The organism is Arthrobacter sp. ISL-85, assembly GCF_018613675.1.
Taxonomy (GTDB): Bacteria; Actinomycetota; Actinomycetes; order Actinomycetales; family Micrococcaceae; genus Arthrobacter.
The window spans coordinates 177,931-194,043 of record NZ_JAGGPQ010000017.1; the positions used below are offsets into that span (position 1 = coordinate 177,931).

Sequence of the window (16,113 nt, forward strand, 5' to 3'; positions counted from 1 at the left end):
GAATGTAGTCTCGAAAGAGTGCCCTCCGGCCACTGGAACTCTGTCTTCCGCAATGGCTTACGTTGCCTGGGCGCTGGAATATTCAGCATGCCGACGCAGTTGTGCCATGTGGCCGGCCTCCACGGGGAGGCGAGTCGAACAAGGAAGAGGTTCACGGTCCAGTGACCATCGAAGAGAAGACGGCGTCGGACGTTCGCGACGTCATTATTGTGGGCTCGGGCCCCGCGGGCTATACGGCAGCCGTCTACACGGCCAGGGCAAACCTCAAACCCTTGCTGCTGGCTGGCTCGGTGACCGCCGGCGGAGAACTGATGAATACCACGGACGTGGAGAATTACCCCGGGTTTCCCGAGGGCATCATGGGCCCGGACCTGATGGAAAACTTCGAGAAGCAGGCGGCGCGGTTCGGCACGGACATCCAGTTCGAGGATGTGACTGCCCTGGAGCTCGACGGGCCCGTCAAGACTGTCACCATCGGTACGGGGGAGACCTTCAAGGCAAAGGCAGTCATCCTCTCCACTGGTTCTGCCTACCGCGAGTTGGGCCTGCCCAACGAAAAGCGGCTTTCGGGACACGGTGTTAGCTGGTGTGCAACCTGCGACGGTTTTTTTTTCAAGGATCAGGACATAGCTGTCATCGGGGGTGGTGACTCGGCGATGGAGGAGGCCCTGTTCCTCACCAAGTTCGCGAAGTCCGTAACGGTTGTTCACCGCCGTGACTCGCTGAAGGCTTCGAAGATCATGGCCGACCGTGCTCTCGCGCACGACAAGATCAAATTTGTCTGGAACAGCACCGTGGATGACATCCTGGGACTGGACAAGGTCACCGGTTTGCGGTTAAAGAACCTCTTGGACGGGTCAGTGTCCGATCTCGCCGTTACAGGCGTGTTCGTGGCTATCGGCAATGACCCCCGTACCGACCTGGTTAAGGGTGTCTTGGAGCTGACCCCGGAGGGGACCATCGCCGTCGAGGGGAGGAGTTCCCGGACCAGCCTCCCTGGCGTCTTTGCAGCCGGTGACGTCGTGGATCCCACGTACCGGCAGGCGATCACTGCCTCGGGTTCGGGGTGTGTGGCGGCTATCGATGTGGAGCATTACCTCGCAGACCTGAACGCGTAGTCTGCGCAACTGTTGATTCGAGAGAAAGATAAGGTTATGAGCAACGCTAAAAATGTAACTGATGCCAGTTTCGGTACTGATGTCCTGTCCGCCGACAAGCCGGTAATCGTTGATTTCTGGGCCGAGTGGTGCGGCCCTTGCCGCAAGCTCGGGCCCATCCTGGACGAAATCTCCGTTGAGTATGGCGAGAAAGTGGACGTGGTCAAGGTCAACGTCGATGACAACCCTGCAATCGCAGCGCAGTACGGCATCACCTCTATTCCTGCCGTCTACCTCTTCCAGGGCGGTGAGGTGAAGAACACCGTTATTGGTGCCAAGCCGAAGCAGTTCTTCGAAAAAGAGTTCTCGGACGTCCTGTCCTGACGCTTTTCGTCCCCGGACTGCCATCTGACCTCAAGGTTTAGTGCAGGGACGGGGTTGTGGAGTGGCCATCGCCTTTCGGCGGTGGCCACTTTTGTATGTCCCGGGCATACAGGGCTGTGGGCGCACCGCCAGAATATATGGACTCTCTTGGTCGGTAAGCAAGATGAAGAGTCGAAGACTTGCTGCTCCTGCACGTCTATGTTTCACGTGAAACAGTGATCGTCGTTGCCCTCTTGTCGCCTTCTGGGAGAACAGACCTCATCATCACGGACGGGCTCTGGCCTGCGAGGCCATCCAACTCGGCCATGGTCGGTGTCGGCGGTTACCCGGGACCATCTGAGGTTCGGCCTTCTGCACTCCTAGGCAATCGTCGCTTTCACATGTTGTCCTACGCCCGGAGGTAGGCTCTGGCGCCAGCCGGGAGGCATGCAGCCCACTCAGCAGGATGCAACATCGACTGGGGTCGGCGCAGCGTGGCCTCCTGCCAATTCCGCTTCTACGCAGTCTCCTGGAAGCTATTTCACGTGAAACTGCTTGCATCCAGGGGTTGCGCTCAGGCCGTGCGGGCAGAACCGCACGCAGAACCGAAGGGAAACAGATAGCAAAAGTATTCGGACCTTTTCCCACGACTATCAGGACGTGTAGGGTCGCTCAGTCAATCCAGGCCGCGGTGCCTTTGTTGGATCGTCAATAGCTCGAGAGAGTGCAGCTGCATGCCGTGAGGCGGGTCGGAGTGACCTGGAGGGGGAGGAACCTGATGGCGCGCGGGGAGTTCGAAACATTATAGGCATGAGCTCTCCCGTCCGCCCTCCGGGGCATAGCTGGTGATGCACCGCGACTGTTACAGCAGGTCCTAAACGTGTAGTACGGCGACCTGCAGTCTGCAGGCGCGACTCGCGCGAGTAAACCTCTCTGACGCAAAGGATCCATAGGCCCTATCTGTGCTCAAAGATGGGGTGCCGCGTCGGACGGTCAATCAGGCAGCGCAACACTGCTAGCCATAGGCACGGTTGGAAGGTGCTGGCCTATTCCTGCTGCGAAAGAGCGCAACCAACAGCAAAACGGTCTATAACCCAATCTTGTAGGGAAAGATGACGACCAAGCCCACTTGCCTGGCTGGCCGGTCTCCATCTTCCTGCCTCGATCTGCTATAGCTCCATGACCGGTGCACCCCACAAGTCAGCACAATCGTACGCTCCAACTGTCCAGGAGAGATTGAGTACCAGCGGCTGCCCACAGTAACGACTGACCGAACTACACACGGCCTAAGACCTCCACCGCGGTATAGCGTGCAGTTGGCCCATCTAGGACTCCGTGATTCACGTAAAACACCGGCTTGCGCGGAGACGGTAGCCAGCGAGGAAGCCCCAAAGGTTCGGACGTTTCACGTGAAACAATCACCCGTGTGCTGCGCGTCAACGTGTACGAGAAGCCGAGGCAGCACCTATGGCGGCCTAACTGGAGGTTGCCGTTGTGCTCTTGTTGATTGCACTATCCTAGTCCTGGCCCCAAGCAAGGAATCCGGTGACGGGGAACTGCTCCTGCAAGCGAAGCTGGCGAGGCACTCGTACCTACACGGACAGGTGCCGTCTGCTTTTCGTCGCTAGCTGCCCTGGATGGGGAAAACGGAGAGCCGTTCAGGGAACGGCCGTCGGGCTTTTGCAGGCCGCCACACCCAACGAGGTCATGCCCTGGCGGTCACCATTGGTCAAGGTGAACCGCCCCCATAGGTTTGAAGACGCCACCCTGTGCCCTTGGTTGTGCTTAAGGAAGATCACGGGGCTTCATTTCTATGCCTCGAGATATTTATACGTTCTATAGAGGAAGGCGGTTGCCCATATCACCCGATCGGCCCCTATCACCGCCACAGAGGGCCCTGCCGACTCCGCGGTGCAGGTTGCGCCGCAGGAAGACCCCAAGGGTCCCGCCTTCAGTGCTCGACCTTATCCACAAGGTTATCCACCGCTACCCACCCTGCCTCTCCACAGCCTTTTCCACAGGCAAGCGCGGTCTACCTGCCATGAGTCAGGGCTACGGGGGCGCAGATATGGTCAGTATCACGCACCGCGCGAGCGGGCATACGAACCACAAACGCCGCCAGTAGCTCGCAGCTCACACGTGGTCGCAGTCTTGGTGAGGCGAAAACACCTCGTAACGAGCGATTAGCGCTCTTCAACTGCCCTAGTTGCGCAGGTCGCTGCTGTTTCACGTGAAACGGTACGCACCCCGGAGGTCCACGCCGGCGGTGAGAAGAGGGTGAGCGGGTACGACGGGCCTGTCTTACAAGAATCAGTGCGTCCATCAATGGCACAGTGGCCTTCATATATCCACAGCGTTATCCACAGGGATATCCACCGGCATAGCAACTTGAAAAGAACGCTCGAGGCGCCCTGAGGCTTACCGATACGTGGCAGGCGAAACCAGCGGAGGAAGGCATCCTTGCTTCACACCCTGCAACCTACAGGCACCCGCCAACTGCCGGCCGGGCTCGGTGGTGAACCAGCGCGGCGACCGAGCTACTAGTCAGTGGCGCTCAGAACGTCGTCGACTTAAGAACCCCCGCCTGGACCACATCGCTTGCCGACCCCAGCATCCAACGCCGCCAAACAACGGCGCTCTGGGCTAGGAGTCTGTAGGAACGGGGCACGCCGTCCCACGAGAACCGCCGACGCGGACCAGGGGCCAGACCAGTCCTGACTATGAGCCACGGATCCTTACCGCCCCAACGGCTCAGCACTAGGCAGAGCGACCACCAAAGCGTAGGACACCGGGTGCCACTGCACGCAATGCGGCAGCTAGCTGAGGGAGGGGTCGAGAACACTGGGAAGTTCACTGGAAGCATTGCGATCCATGCGGATGAGCCAAGGACACCTGTAGCGCATTGGGGCGCTCCGCGTACGTCATGACCAATACTGCTTCGGGACGAGACCGTGGATACCGACGGCGGAACGGACGCAGCCGAGAGCCGGCGGCCCCCGGGTGGGGGAAAGCGTCTAAACGAGTGTCAATATCCATCCCCGGCTGCAGTGCAGAGGCCTTCAGATCCTCGTAGGACGCCTTTGCTCCTGCAGCGCAGTGAAGCCGGCGGGGAGAGAGGGACACTGCACGGACGCTGCGGGGGCACTGCATCACCGTTTCACGTGAAACACCGGACGGCAAGATACGTTGCAACGCCTCCATCTGTCCGCGCTTGCACCCTTCCAGGCCCCAAGGTCTGGCCGTGGCGACAGCAGCGCAGATCGCTCTAGCCGCTACAAAGTCAATTTCTGGTGAGTCCAAACACGCAGGCCGGGATCCAGAGGCATTGCGATTACTTTGCACGCAGCATTCCGCAACCCCAGCCGTCCAGAGTTTCACATGAAACATACGGCACCCCGGCGGGTATGGCAGGCAAGGCACCGCTGGCTGGCCCTCGGTGAAAGACCCTGCATACCAGTGTTGGTGCGCCGCCGAGCAACCTCGGGCTAGACACAGGGGCAATTGCCAGCCGATGACCGCAATTCCGGGCGGACACTTGCAGGACCAGCTTCGACAACGAGATCGTAGTCAGCGAAGGCGCCTCGGCGGCAAGCGGCATTAAGCCCAATTCCTTCCCTGAGGAGGCCCAGGTGCTCGAACGGCGTCAGGATGTGCTGCTTGAAGGGGGCGACAAAAGGGATGGAGGCACGCCAAGGCTCACGCTTCGACTTTGGCCGCTGCCTTCAGCTACTGCACATCTGCAGATATCTCGCGTGTGCACACTTCAGTTGCCTCAACATCGACCGTGTAGTGCGCCCCACCGGCTTCAAACTCCGCAGCGTCTCTTCCGGACTACCGTGTCGCAACGAACTCCGCAAAACCACTGTCCATGGCCAGCAGGGCGCGCCAAGGTTGCCGTCAGAAGATAGAACGACAATGTGCAGCTGCTTACCTACAAAAGTGAAGACCGCCGGAGTGGATCTACTAGTGCGGTGACATCTAAAACCCGGCCCGTGCAGGCATCGCTTGCGGGGGAGTAGGCCCATCCGCAGGTGCGTCAGGAGCACGCAGCTCGGCTCAGGAATTCCCCGTCGTTTCACGTGAAACATCACAAGGGGCGCCGACCCACTGACAGGAAATTTCAAGCAAGGCACCAAACGGCACCGCACCAAGCATCCGCACTGGAGGGCGTAGCAAGTTGCCGGCCTTGAACGCCAGCGCACGCGAGACGGAACATGACTCCTGGTGTGACGGGAAAGCGTTGCCGCCAATAAGCTGACCGTCTGGCGTCGGGGGACACTGCTAAGCCTCAGGCCACCCACGCACCGCGTGCCACCCAATTCCGGTCGGTAGAAACAGAAAAGGCCCGATTCCTGAGAATCGGGCCCTTCACCACACCTAGTTGGAGGAACCGGGAGCCAACACGTCCATGATCCGGTTCAAGTCCTCAACGCTCGCAAACTCGATGCTGACCTTGCCCTTCCTCACGCCGAGAGAGATCTTGACATTGGTGTCCAAGCGGTCGGACAGCGACGAGGCCAGATAATCCAACCTCTCATGCCTTGCGCCCGGCCGGGGAATGTTGTTCTTGGCTGGCTTCGCAGGGTCCTGGTACAGAGTGACTGCTTCTTCCGTTGCGCGAACAGACATGCCCTCAGCAACGATCTTCTGGGCCAGGCGCTCCATGGCTGCTGCGTCAGGAAGCGAGAGAAGCGCCCTGGCGTGGCCGGCTGACAGCACCCCGGCGGCGACGCGACGCTGCACCAGCGGCGGCAGCTTAAGGAGGCGGAGTGTGTTGGACACCTGCGGCCGCGAACGGCCGATTCGGTCAGCCAGCTGCTCATGGGTGGTACCGAAGTCCTCCAGGAGCTGCTGGTAAGCCGCGGCTTCTTCCAAGGGGTTCAGCTGGCTGCGATGGAGGTTCTCAAGAAGGGCATCCCGCAGAAGATCATCATCCGTGGTGTCCCGGATGATTGCTGGGATCGTTTCCAGCCCCGCTGCCTGAACAGCACGCCAACGGCGTTCACCCATGACAAGCTCATAGGGTTCGCTACCTTGTTCGGTTGAAGTACGAACCACAATTGGCTGCAGGACACCGATTTCACGTACTGAGTGAACGAGCTCCGCCATATCGTCTTCGTCGAAGACGCTACGGGGCTGTTTCCGGTTGGGATGGATGTCCCCGACGGAGATCTCCGCAAAGCGGGCACCCGGAACCTCCACGAGCTCAATGCCGGAATCCGAAGGACGCACCATATCGGGTGCGTCGGTGGCGGCGTTACCAACTACCACCTCGGCAGCAGCAGGTATCTCCATCGAAGGGGTGGACTCAGCTTCTGCCTTGATGTCAGTAAGGGCCGGCTTCTTGGCAGGAGCTTTTTTCGCGGGAGCCGCAGCTGCTGCAGGAGGAGTCTTCTTCTCATCAGCAGCGCCCCTATCCACGGCGGGCTCAGCAGCTCCTGATCGAGCTGAGGATCGACGCGGGGCACCGTCTGAAGAATCCTCATCCTGCATCCGGGCAGCCACAGGCACAGAGGGCTGCTCCAACGGTTCAGTCTTCTTCCGTCCCTCAGGGAAGAACAAATCCACCGGCCGGGATACCGCCCCGCCGTTTCCAGAGGACCCATTGGCTGCAGCGGAACTAGGAATCAGCGCGCCAAGACCGCGGCCTAGGCCCCGTCGCTTCTCGCTCATGGGTAAATCCCTCCAGTGGTAGAGCCAGGCCAGCCTGGCTCCGTGCGTTGCGGTATTGAAGATTCTAGCGTTCGGCTATTTCAGCAGCGGCTTCCAAATAGGACAGGGCACCACTCGAGGAAGGATCGTACGTCATGACCGTCTGTTGGTAGCTCGGAGCCTCGGAAATCCGTACCGAACGCGGAACTACGGCCGAGAGCACCTGCTCAGGGAAGTGCTGGCGCACCTCCGCTGCCACCTGGGCAGCAAGGTTGGTACGGCCGTCATACATGGTGAGCAGGATGGTCGAGACAACAAGGTCCGCGTTGAGGTGCTTCTGGATCATCTCAATGTTCTTGAGGAGCTGGCTAAGCCCTTCCAGCGCGTAGTACTCGCACTGGATGGGAATCAGCACCTCGCCAGCCGCACAAAACGCATTGACCGTAAGGAGGCCCAGGCTCGGCGGGCAGTCAATGAACACGTAGTCCAGGCGCTCTTCGCCGTTCTTCTCACGCGTCTTCGCGTAGACATCGATGGCACGGCGCAAACGCTGCTCCCGGGCAACGAGGGACACCAGTTCAATTTCGGCGCCGGCGAGGTGGATGGTGGCCGGCGCGCAGATGAGCTTTCCGATGTCCGGGCACGGGGCCACGACGTCAGCAAGCGGGACGTCATTGATCAATACGTCATAAATGCTGTCCACGTCGGCATGGTGCTCAATTCCCAGAGCGGTGGAAGCATTGCCCTGCGGATCGATATCGATCACGAGGACGTTCAGTCCAGCAGCGGCCAGCGCGGCAGCGATGTTCACGGTGGTGGTGGTCTTGCCCACCCCACCCTTTTGGTTGGATACGGTGAAGATCCGAGTGTTATCAGGACGCGGAAGGTTTCGTCCCATCAAGCGCTCACGGCGCTTAGTCTCATGGGCCAGCTCACGGGCGATAGGACTCGTGTCATCGATGGCATCAATGACGTTTGAACGACCAGCCGCGGTTGTTTCACGTGAAACGGCATTGCCCGAAGAGGGGGAGGCAACTGTCTTAGGGTGAGTTCCGCCCCGACCAGGAGCCATGGCTGTACCGGCCAGTCCCGACCCAGCGACAGAACGTGCCGACCCCAAGGACACAAACGGCGGGATCCGTTGTGCGGAGGCTTCACTACTGGTCACTGGGGCACACTCACTCTCGTTCAGCCAATTTTGCTGCCGTTCTCTAGCCTAACTGCTCAGGCCTGCTGACAGCCGTCAGCGGGCCCGCGTTAGGACTTCTTTTGGGACTTGTTCACCACGATGCGGACCACCGTGGTGGGCTCCTCCAGGAGGGTGTCCCCAACAGTCAGCACCGAAGTCTCGACACCGCCCAGCTTACGGATGGTCTTGGCCGCCTTTTCGATCTCTTCGCCCGCGCTACGGCCCTTGATGGCCACCACTTCACCCCGCCCTTGCAGCAGCGGGATGGTCAGGCCGGCAAGGTTGGCCAAGGCAGATACCGCGCGGGCCGTCACTACGTCGGCGTCCACGAGCCCCACAGCCAACTCGGCGCGGGTGCGCATTACGGTGACATTGTCCAGGCCAAGATCATCAACCACTTCCTGAAGCCAGATCACGCGTCGCTCCAAGGGTTCAATGAGCGTCAGTTCCAGGTCAGGACGTGCAATGGCCAGGCAGAGACCCGGCAGTCCGGCGCCGCTTCCGACGTCGGCCACATGGCTCCCGTGGGCAATCTCGCTTTCGATGACCGCACAGTTAAGCACATGGCGACTCCATAGCCGGGGAACCTCGCGTGGCCCGATCAGGCCCCGTTCCGTCCCGGAAGTGGCAAGGTGCTCCACATAGCGCTTGGCCAGCTCCAGGCGATCGCCGAAGATCTTCTCAGCAGCGCGAAGCTCTGCTGCCGTGATGTCAACCATAACTATTGGGGTCATTCTCTAGTCTGCGGAAACAACGATGTGGCGTCCGGCGCCTTCGCCCTCGGACTCACTGGCCAAACCGAGATCGGCCACGGCGTCGTGCACAATCTTGCGTTCGTAGGCGCTCATCGGTTCAAGGGCAACCGGCTTGCCGGTTTCCTTCACGGAAGCTGCGGCGTCCTCGGCGATTTTCTGCAAATGCCCGGTACGTTCCTGCCGGTAGCCGTTGATGTCCAGGACAAGCCGGGACCGGTTCTCCGTAGCGGACAGAACTGCCAGGCGGGTGAGCTCCTGCAGGGCTTCCAGGACTTCGCCGTCGCCACCCACCAGACCTTCCAGCCCTTCCACTTCCTCCTCGGAGACGATGGAGATGTAGGTCCGTCCATTGCGGACCTCAATGTCAATGTCGCCGTCGATGTCGGCGATGTCCAGCAGTTCCTCCAGGTAGTCCGCGGCGACGTCCCCCTCTTCCTCGAGGCGGCTGGCGGCGGAACCTTTGGCGGAAGAATCGTCCTGGCTCACGGACACGTCCTGATCCTCGATCCCTGCAGAAAAGTCGTGCTCGGTGCTCTCGGCTGACATTACTTCTTCTTCCTGTTCTTCCGCTGGGGCTGGATGCGTTGTCCCTTGATCTCAACTGCGGTAGACCCGGCGGCGCCGGCTTCTTCATCGCGCTTGCCTGAGAGGACAGACAGGGCCGGCAGGCCCTTGGCGGCACGGCGTTCGGCGAGAGCCCTGGCTGCGGGGGATCCCGGCGTCGGCATGCGGCGGATGACGAAGAACTGCTGGCCCATGGTCCAGAGGTTAGTGGTGGTCCAGTAAATGAGGACACCAATGGGGAAGTTGATGCCACCCACGCCGAAGACCAGCGGCAAGATGTACAGCATCATCTTCTGCTGGCGCATGAACGGGCTGGCCATGGCTTCTTCAGACATGTTCTTGGCCATGATCTGCTTCTGGGTGATGAACTGCGAGGCAGTCATCGCGATGATCATCACGATCGAGAGCACCACCACGGCAACGTTTCCGGCGCCTCCATGCAGCAGGGCTGCGGACAGCGGGGCACCGAAGATGCTGGAGGCGTCGAACTCAACAACCTGGTCGTGGCTCATGGCACCAATGCCGGCGCCCTGGTCCTTGGCCTGCGAGATTCCCGAGAGTACCTGGAACAGCGCAAAGAAGAAGGGCATCTGGATCAGCATGGGCAAGCATGCCGAGAACGGGTTTGTGCCGTGCTTCTTGTACATGGCCATCTGTTCCTGGGCCATGGCCTGGCGGGACAGCTGGTCCGTCTTGCCCTTGTATTTCTCCTGGAGCTTTTTCAGGTCAGGCTGCAGCAGCTGCATACCGCGCTGCGCCTTGATCTGCTTGACAAAGACGGGAATAAGGGCGGCACGGATCACCAAGACCAGCCCGATGATGGCCAAGGTCCAGGTCCAGCCGTTCGCGGCGGGCATCCCGATGGCGCTAAGGCCATCGTGGAACGCAACCATGATGAACGAAACCAGCCATTTAAACGGGGCAATTATTGTCCCAAAGATGTCCATACTTATCCCTATTCGTCAGGCCGCACTGCGGCCTTCTTCATCAGTCCGAGCAACCAGGTACCTGTCCGGATTGTTCAGCACAACAATTGTGGGGGTCTGGCCTGCGGGCCAGACCCTGCCGCCGGCGGGGACGTGGTCCACTCCGCCGGCATTCCATGGATGGCAGTGACCAAGGCGCCGCACTGCGAGCCAGCTTCCCTTGACGGCCCCATGAACGGTAACCGCTTCGAGGGCATAAGCCGAGCATGAAGGGAAAAATCGACAGACCGGCCCATACAAGGGAGAAACCACCTTGCGGTAGGCGATCAGCAGAAGAATGAGGATGTTGCGGGGCAGGTTCCAGAGGACCTTCCCGACGGCGGACATCACCTTGCCGGAACGGGCGACGGCGGCGGTGGCGTTAGGCACGCAGTGTCCCCTCCTGTGTTGTATCGACTGAACCCTTGGCGGCAGCCTGCTTAGGGCGGCCGGCCAGCCGGTTCAGCGTAGATTCCAGTGCAGCGTTATAGTCCGACAGCAGCTGGTCCCAGCTGGCGGAGGCGGACGCAGGAAGCGCCCGCACCACGATAGCGAGTCCCGTCCCGTGCTCGCGCAACGAGGCAGCACCTGCTTCTCTCAGTCTCCTCTTAACGAGGTTCCTGACCACCGCGTTCCCTACACTCTTGGAAACAATGAACCCGATCCGGCTGGGTTCGTCGGCAGCGATAGCTGCCGCATATAACACTACGTTCCGGCGCCCATTGCGGACACCGGAACGTACAGTTGTTGAAAAATCGGTTGAGGTCCTCAGGCGGTTGCGGGCGGCCAGCACCTTAAACTCGCAAAGGGATGTCTACCGACAAGCCAGTTATTTAGGCCGACAGTTCGGTGCGGCCCTTGCCACGACGGGCTGCCAGGATGGCACGGCCGGCACGGGTACGCATACGAAGGCGAAAGCCGTGCTTCTTGGCTCGACGGCGGTTATTCGGCTGAAAAGTCCGCTTGCTCACGTTAGTTACTCCAGTGGATCAAAGGTGCGCCCACCCGATCAGTATTGGGGAAGAACTGGCCGACGCTAAGTTTTGTATATGCACGCTTCCCCCGGCTGCTCCAGGCGCGATGCGCTTGGATGTTCAGATGGGGCCAAAAAGCGGACACAAAGGACTTCACAACGTTAGGGCAATTTGCAGCTCGGAGTCAAACCGGAACAGCTCTTCACCGCTGTCCCCAGCTGTTCCTAAGTATCCCCAACAGCCTGTGGATGAAGTGGCTCACAGGGCCGCTTCCGGAACCACAACCGTGTAATTATCCACAGCCGGATAGCCAGCTATCTTCTAGGCTTTTCATCCCCTAGAGTGTCCCAGTAGCCGATTATCCACGGACTGTGCATAACCCTGTGGATTATTGCTGGGCCAGCATCGTGGTTCCGGACTTGGGCTGCAGGCAATGCAGGGATAGCAAGTTTTGAGGGAACCGATTGATGACAGTAGACGAAGCCAACCACGCCAATACTGTCGGAAGTTCCTGGCGCCGGGTTGTGAGCCTGCTGGAACAGGACCACCGCGTATCCCCGCGTCAGCGCGGCTTCGTGATTCTCGCCCAGGCACAGGGCCTCATCGGTTCAACGCTCCTGGTGGCCGTACCCAACGAGCTCACCCGCGAGGTGCTCCAGACCCAGGTCAAGGAAGCCCTTGATGATGCACTGCACAACGTCTTTTCCGAAGACATCCGCTGCGCCATCGACGTGGACACCGATCTGGTCCCCATTCACGAGGAACCCGAACCCGTCGTCGAACCTGCTTTCGCCCCTGACCAGGTCATCGAGCAGAAACCGCAGCCAATGCTGCCCAGCACATCCCACGAATTCGGCCGGCTGAACCCCAAGTACGTTTTTGACACCTTCGTGATTGGTTCCTCCAACCGCTTCGCCCACGCGGCGGCCGTTGCTGTTGCCGAGGCACCCGCCAAGGCCTACAACCCGCTCTTCATCTATGGCGACTCAGGTCTGGGCAAGACCCACCTTCTGCACGCCATCGGCCACTATGCCCGCCGGCTGTACAGCGGGATCCGCGTCCGCTACGTAAATTCGGAAGAATTTACCAACGATTTCATCAACTCGATCCGCGATGACGAGGGCACGAGCTTCAAGACGACCTACCGGAATGTGGACGTCCTGCTGATCGATGACATCCAGTTCCTGGCCGGCAAGGACCGAACGCTGGAGGAGTTCTTCCATACCTTCAACGCCCTGCACAACAACAACAAGCAGGTGGTCATCACTTCGGACCAGCCGCCCAAGCTGCTGGCCGGGTTCGAGGACCGCATGAAGTCCCGCTTCGAGTGGGGCTTGCTGACAGACATCCAGCCGCCCGAACTTGAGACCCGAATCGCCATCCTCCGGAAAAAGGCGCTGAGTGAGGGCTTGTCGGCACCGGACGATGCGTTGGAGTACATCGCGTCCAAGATCTCCAGCAACATCCGCGAGCTTGAGGGCGCACTGATCAGGGTGACGGCATTCGCCAGCCTGAACCGCCAGCCGGTGGACGTAGCTCTTGCGGAAATGGTTCTGAAGGACCTCATCACTGACGACGGCGCCCAGGAGATCACGTCCGCCCAGATCCTCCAGCAGACAGCTGACTACTTCAAGCTCAGCATGGAAGAACTGTGCAGCAAATCCCGGACCCGGACGCTGGTGACTGCGCGGCAGATCGCCATGTACCTCTGCCGGGAGCTGACCGACATGTCGCTTCCCAAAATCGGACAGGAACTTGGCGGCCGCGACCACACCACTGTTATCCACGCCGATCGGAAGATCCGCGAACTGATGGCCGAGCGCCGCGTGATCTACAACCAGGTCACCGAGCTGACCAACCGGATCAAGCAGCAGCAACGCGACTCCTGAATCCACACCGCGCCCGCCAGTCTATACCTTATTAACAGGGCCATGTGGATAAGGCTGTGGATAGTTAAGGGGACAAGCGCGGTTAATAGGCTTAAAACCCTTAAGCCGCCTGTGGATCGTTAAAAATGGCCCTTCGCGTTGTCCCCATCCACACCCTGTTTAAAACCCCCTTAACGCACAATCCGTGAACAGGGCTTAAGCCCGGAGCCGTACGGCAGGACCGGGTTATCCACAGTTTCCACAGCAGTTATTAACACTACTAATCCCAAGAAATCGAAATTCCTTAGACAACAAGAGCGTCCCGCCCATCCGGCAAGGGGCCCTGCCGGCCCTCACCAGGCAGGAGCGGACTCTGGGGATGGGTTAATCGCGGATCTTCCGGCTAAGCTGTCAGCAGCGCTCCCATCCCTGGGTTTTCGTGTGGTTCCTTACTCCGTGGACCATGCACCGGGCAGGGTTCGCCCAACTTCTTCCGGAGTTTCCTGCGAAATTCCCGGGTTTACATGGCAGCAGCAATGAAAGGCGGCACCCTTCCGTGAAGTTCAGAGTCGATCGGGACGTCCTGGCAGAAGCCGTCACCTGGACAGCCCGGTCGTTGTCTCCGCGGCCGCCAGTGCCCGTCCTCTCCGGCCTGCTCTTGAAGGCTGAAGCCGGAACCGTCAGCCTTTCCAGCTTTGACTACGAGACCTCGGCACGGCTTGAAATCACGGCAGACATCAGGGATGAGGGCACCATCCTGGTATCAGGCAGGCTGCTGGCCGACATCTGCCGCAGCTTGCCTTCCGCGCCTGTGGATGTGGAAACCGACGGAAACAAGGTCACCCTCACCTGCCGCCGAAGCAGCTTCCATCTGGCCACTATGCCCGAAGCCGAATACCCACCCCTGCCGTCCCTGCCGGCTATCAGCGGAACCGTCCCGGGCGATGCGTTCGCCCAGGCAGTCTCCCAAGTCATCATCGCCGCAAGCAAAGACGACACCCTCCCCATCCTCACCGGCGTGCGGATGGAAATTGAAGACGACCTCATCACGCTTCTGGCCACCGATCGTTACCGGCTTGCCATGCGCGAAGTCCCCTGGAAGCCGGTCACACCGGGCATTTCCACCAGCGCCCTGGTCAAGGCAAAAACCCTCAACGAGGTAGCCAAAACGCTCGGAAACAGTGGGGACATCAACCTCGCCCTGTCCGACGACGACAGCCGGCTTATCGGGTTCGAAAGCGGCGGACGCACCACCACGTCACTGTTGGTGGACGGCGATTATCCCAAGATCCGGTCGCTGTTCCCCGAGTCCACCCCCATCCATGCCACCGTCCAGACCCAGGAACTGGTGGAAGCTGTCCGCCGTGTGTCACTCGTGGCGGAGCGCAACACCCCGGTCAGGCTTGCTTTCACCGCCGGCCTGCTGAACCTGGACGCCGGCACCGGAGAGGACGCCCAGGCATCGGAGGAGCTGGAAGCCCAGCTGTCCGGGGACGACATCACCGTCGCCTTCAACCCGCATTACCTGATCGAGGGACTCAGCGTCATCGAGACCAAGTTCGTCCGGTTCTCATTCACCACGGCACCCAAGCCCGCCATGATCACCGCCCAGGCAGACGCCGACGGCGAAGACCAGGATGACTACCGCTACCTGGTCATGCCGGTCCGCCTTCCCAACTAGTCCCCACCGCCACCTCGCCTGGCAAGCTCGGCCAGGGAACCCTGGCGGCGTGGGCCCAGCAGTTGGCCCCCCACTCCCACTAGCGCAGAAAAGAGTTCCACCATGCACATTGGACTGATCGGCCTCGGCAAAATGGGATTCAACATGCGCGAGCGGCTGCGCAAAGGAGGCCTGGAAGTCACCGGCTACGACCGCAACCCGGATGTCACTGATGCGGACAGCATCGATGACCTGATTGCTGCCGTGCCGGCACCGAGGACCATCTGGGTCATGGTTCCCTCAGGACCTATCACGGATGCCGTCATCACCGAGCTCAGCGAAAAGCTGGAGCCCGGCGACCTTGTCATCGACGGCGGAAACTCCCGGTTCACCGAAGACCAAAAGCATGGCGAACTCCTTGCCGGCAAGGGCATCCACTTCGCTGACTGCGGGGTTTCGGGCGGAGTTTGGGGCCTGCAGAACGGCTACGGACTGATGGCCGGCGGTGACGCCGCAGACATCGAACGTGCCCTGCCCGTCTTCGATGCGTTGCGTCCGGAAGGTGAAAGGGCGGACAGTTTTGTCCACGTCGGCGGTATCGGGGCCGGGCACTACGCCAAGATGGTCCACAACGGGATCGAATACGGGCTGATGCAGGCGTACGCCGAGGGCTACGAGTTGCTCGCCGCCAAGGACATCGTCACCGACCTCCCCGGTACATTCCGGGCGTGGCAAAAGGGCACCGTGGTCCGTTCCTGGCTCCTGGACCTTATGGTCAAAGCCCTCGACGAAGATCCGGGCCTGGCCTCGATCGACGATTACGTGGAGGATTCCGGCGAAGGCCGCTGGACCGTGGAAGAGGCCATCGCCAACGCAGTCCCCGCCCCGGCCATCACCGCCGCGCTGTTTGCCCGGTTTGCATCCCGGGAAGACACTTCGCCGGCCATGAAAATGGTTTCCGCGCTGCGCCACCAGTTCGGCGGCCACGCAACCCGTCCCGCCAAGTAGCACCCACCGGGAACCAGC

At 60.5% G+C, this 16,113-nt stretch carries 13 protein-coding genes; 5 read left to right on the forward strand and 8 right to left on the reverse strand.

Going from position 1 to position 16,113, the window contains the following annotated elements; genetic code table 11:
- Positions 1-161: 161 nt before the first annotated feature.
- Both trxB and trxA read left to right on the forward strand, forming a co-directional pair.
- The gene (trxB, locus tag J7I84_RS13990; RefSeq protein ID WP_214945160.1) at positions 162-1,118 is read left to right on the forward strand and encodes a thioredoxin-disulfide reductase; all 957 of its coding nucleotides are present in this window, start codon (positions 162-164) and stop codon (positions 1,116-1,118) included.
- 36 nt (positions 1,119-1,154) lie between these two features.
- Positions 1,155-1,481 carry a thioredoxin gene (trxA, locus tag J7I84_RS13995; RefSeq protein WP_214945161.1) on the forward strand — a complete coding sequence of 109 codons (327 nt, stop codon included), beginning with the start codon at positions 1,155-1,157 and terminating at the stop codon, positions 1,479-1,481.
- A 4,356-nt stretch (positions 1,482-5,837) separates the two neighbouring features.
- On the opposite strand, the gene J7I84_RS14000 is transcribed toward trxA, so the two are convergent.
- From J7I84_RS14000 to rpmH, 8 genes are all read right to left on the reverse strand, one after another.
- The gene (locus J7I84_RS14000; protein WP_214945162.1) at positions 5,838-7,133 is read right to left on the reverse strand and encodes a ParB/RepB/Spo0J family partition protein; all 1,296 of its coding nucleotides are present in this window, start codon (positions 7,131-7,133) and stop codon (positions 5,838-5,840) included.
- A 64-nt stretch (positions 7,134-7,197) separates the two neighbouring features.
- Entirely contained in the window at positions 7,198-8,280 is a 1,083-nt protein-coding gene (locus J7I84_RS14005; RefSeq protein ID WP_311381145.1) for a ParA family protein, read from the reverse strand.
- 89 nt (positions 8,281-8,369) lie between these two features.
- Positions 8,370-9,020 carry a 16S rRNA (guanine(527)-N(7))-methyltransferase RsmG gene (gene rsmG / locus J7I84_RS14010; protein ID WP_214945211.1) on the reverse strand — a complete coding sequence of 217 codons (651 nt, stop codon included), beginning with the start codon at positions 9,018-9,020 and terminating at the stop codon, positions 8,370-8,372.
- Between the two features lie 18 nt (positions 9,021-9,038).
- Complete coding sequence (locus J7I84_RS14015; RefSeq protein WP_214945164.1) at positions 9,039-9,602, reverse strand: R3H domain-containing nucleic acid-binding protein; 564 nt, start codon at positions 9,600-9,602, stop codon at positions 9,039-9,041.
- The gene (gene yidC, locus J7I84_RS14020; RefSeq protein WP_214945165.1) at positions 9,602-10,567 is read right to left on the reverse strand and encodes a membrane protein insertase YidC; all 966 of its coding nucleotides are present in this window, start codon (positions 10,565-10,567) and stop codon (positions 9,602-9,604) included. Before yidC ends, J7I84_RS14015 begins: the two co-directional genes overlap by 1 nt.
- 15 nt (positions 10,568-10,582) lie before the next feature.
- Positions 10,583-10,975 (reverse strand): membrane protein insertion efficiency factor YidD, encoded by a 393-nt coding sequence (gene yidD / locus J7I84_RS14025; protein ID WP_214945166.1) that lies wholly within the window; start codon positions 10,973-10,975, stop codon positions 10,583-10,585.
- On the reverse strand, positions 10,968-11,378 hold the full coding sequence (rnpA, locus tag J7I84_RS14030; protein WP_214945167.1) for a ribonuclease P protein component: 411 nt from the start codon (positions 11,376-11,378) through the stop codon (positions 10,968-10,970). The genes yidD and rnpA overlap by 8 nt, the downstream gene beginning before the upstream one ends.
- A gap of 40 nt (positions 11,379-11,418) precedes the next feature.
- Positions 11,419-11,556, reverse strand: a complete 138-nt coding sequence (gene rpmH / locus J7I84_RS14035; RefSeq protein ID WP_003800212.1) for a 50S ribosomal protein L34 — start codon at positions 11,554-11,556, stop codon at positions 11,419-11,421.
- A 470-nt stretch (positions 11,557-12,026) separates the two neighbouring features.
- Here rpmH and dnaA point away from each other — a divergent pair, with 470 nt between their 5' ends.
- The 3 genes from dnaA to gnd all read left to right on the forward strand — a co-directional run bounded on the left by dnaA (position 12,027) and on the right by gnd (position 16,095).
- Positions 12,027-13,448, forward strand: a complete 1,422-nt coding sequence (dnaA, locus tag J7I84_RS14040; protein WP_142131989.1) for a chromosomal replication initiator protein DnaA — start codon at positions 12,027-12,029, stop codon at positions 13,446-13,448.
- Between the two features lie 535 nt (positions 13,449-13,983).
- Positions 13,984-15,108 carry a DNA polymerase III subunit beta gene (gene dnaN, locus J7I84_RS14045; protein WP_214945168.1) on the forward strand — a complete coding sequence of 375 codons (1,125 nt, stop codon included), beginning with the start codon at positions 13,984-13,986 and terminating at the stop codon, positions 15,106-15,108.
- Positions 15,109-15,210: 102 nt separating this feature from the next.
- On the forward strand, positions 15,211-16,095 hold the full coding sequence (gene gnd / locus J7I84_RS14050) for a phosphogluconate dehydrogenase (NAD(+)-dependent, decarboxylating) (protein ID WP_214945169.1): 885 nt from the start codon (positions 15,211-15,213) through the stop codon (positions 16,093-16,095).
- Positions 16,096-16,113: the final 18 nt, after the last annotated feature.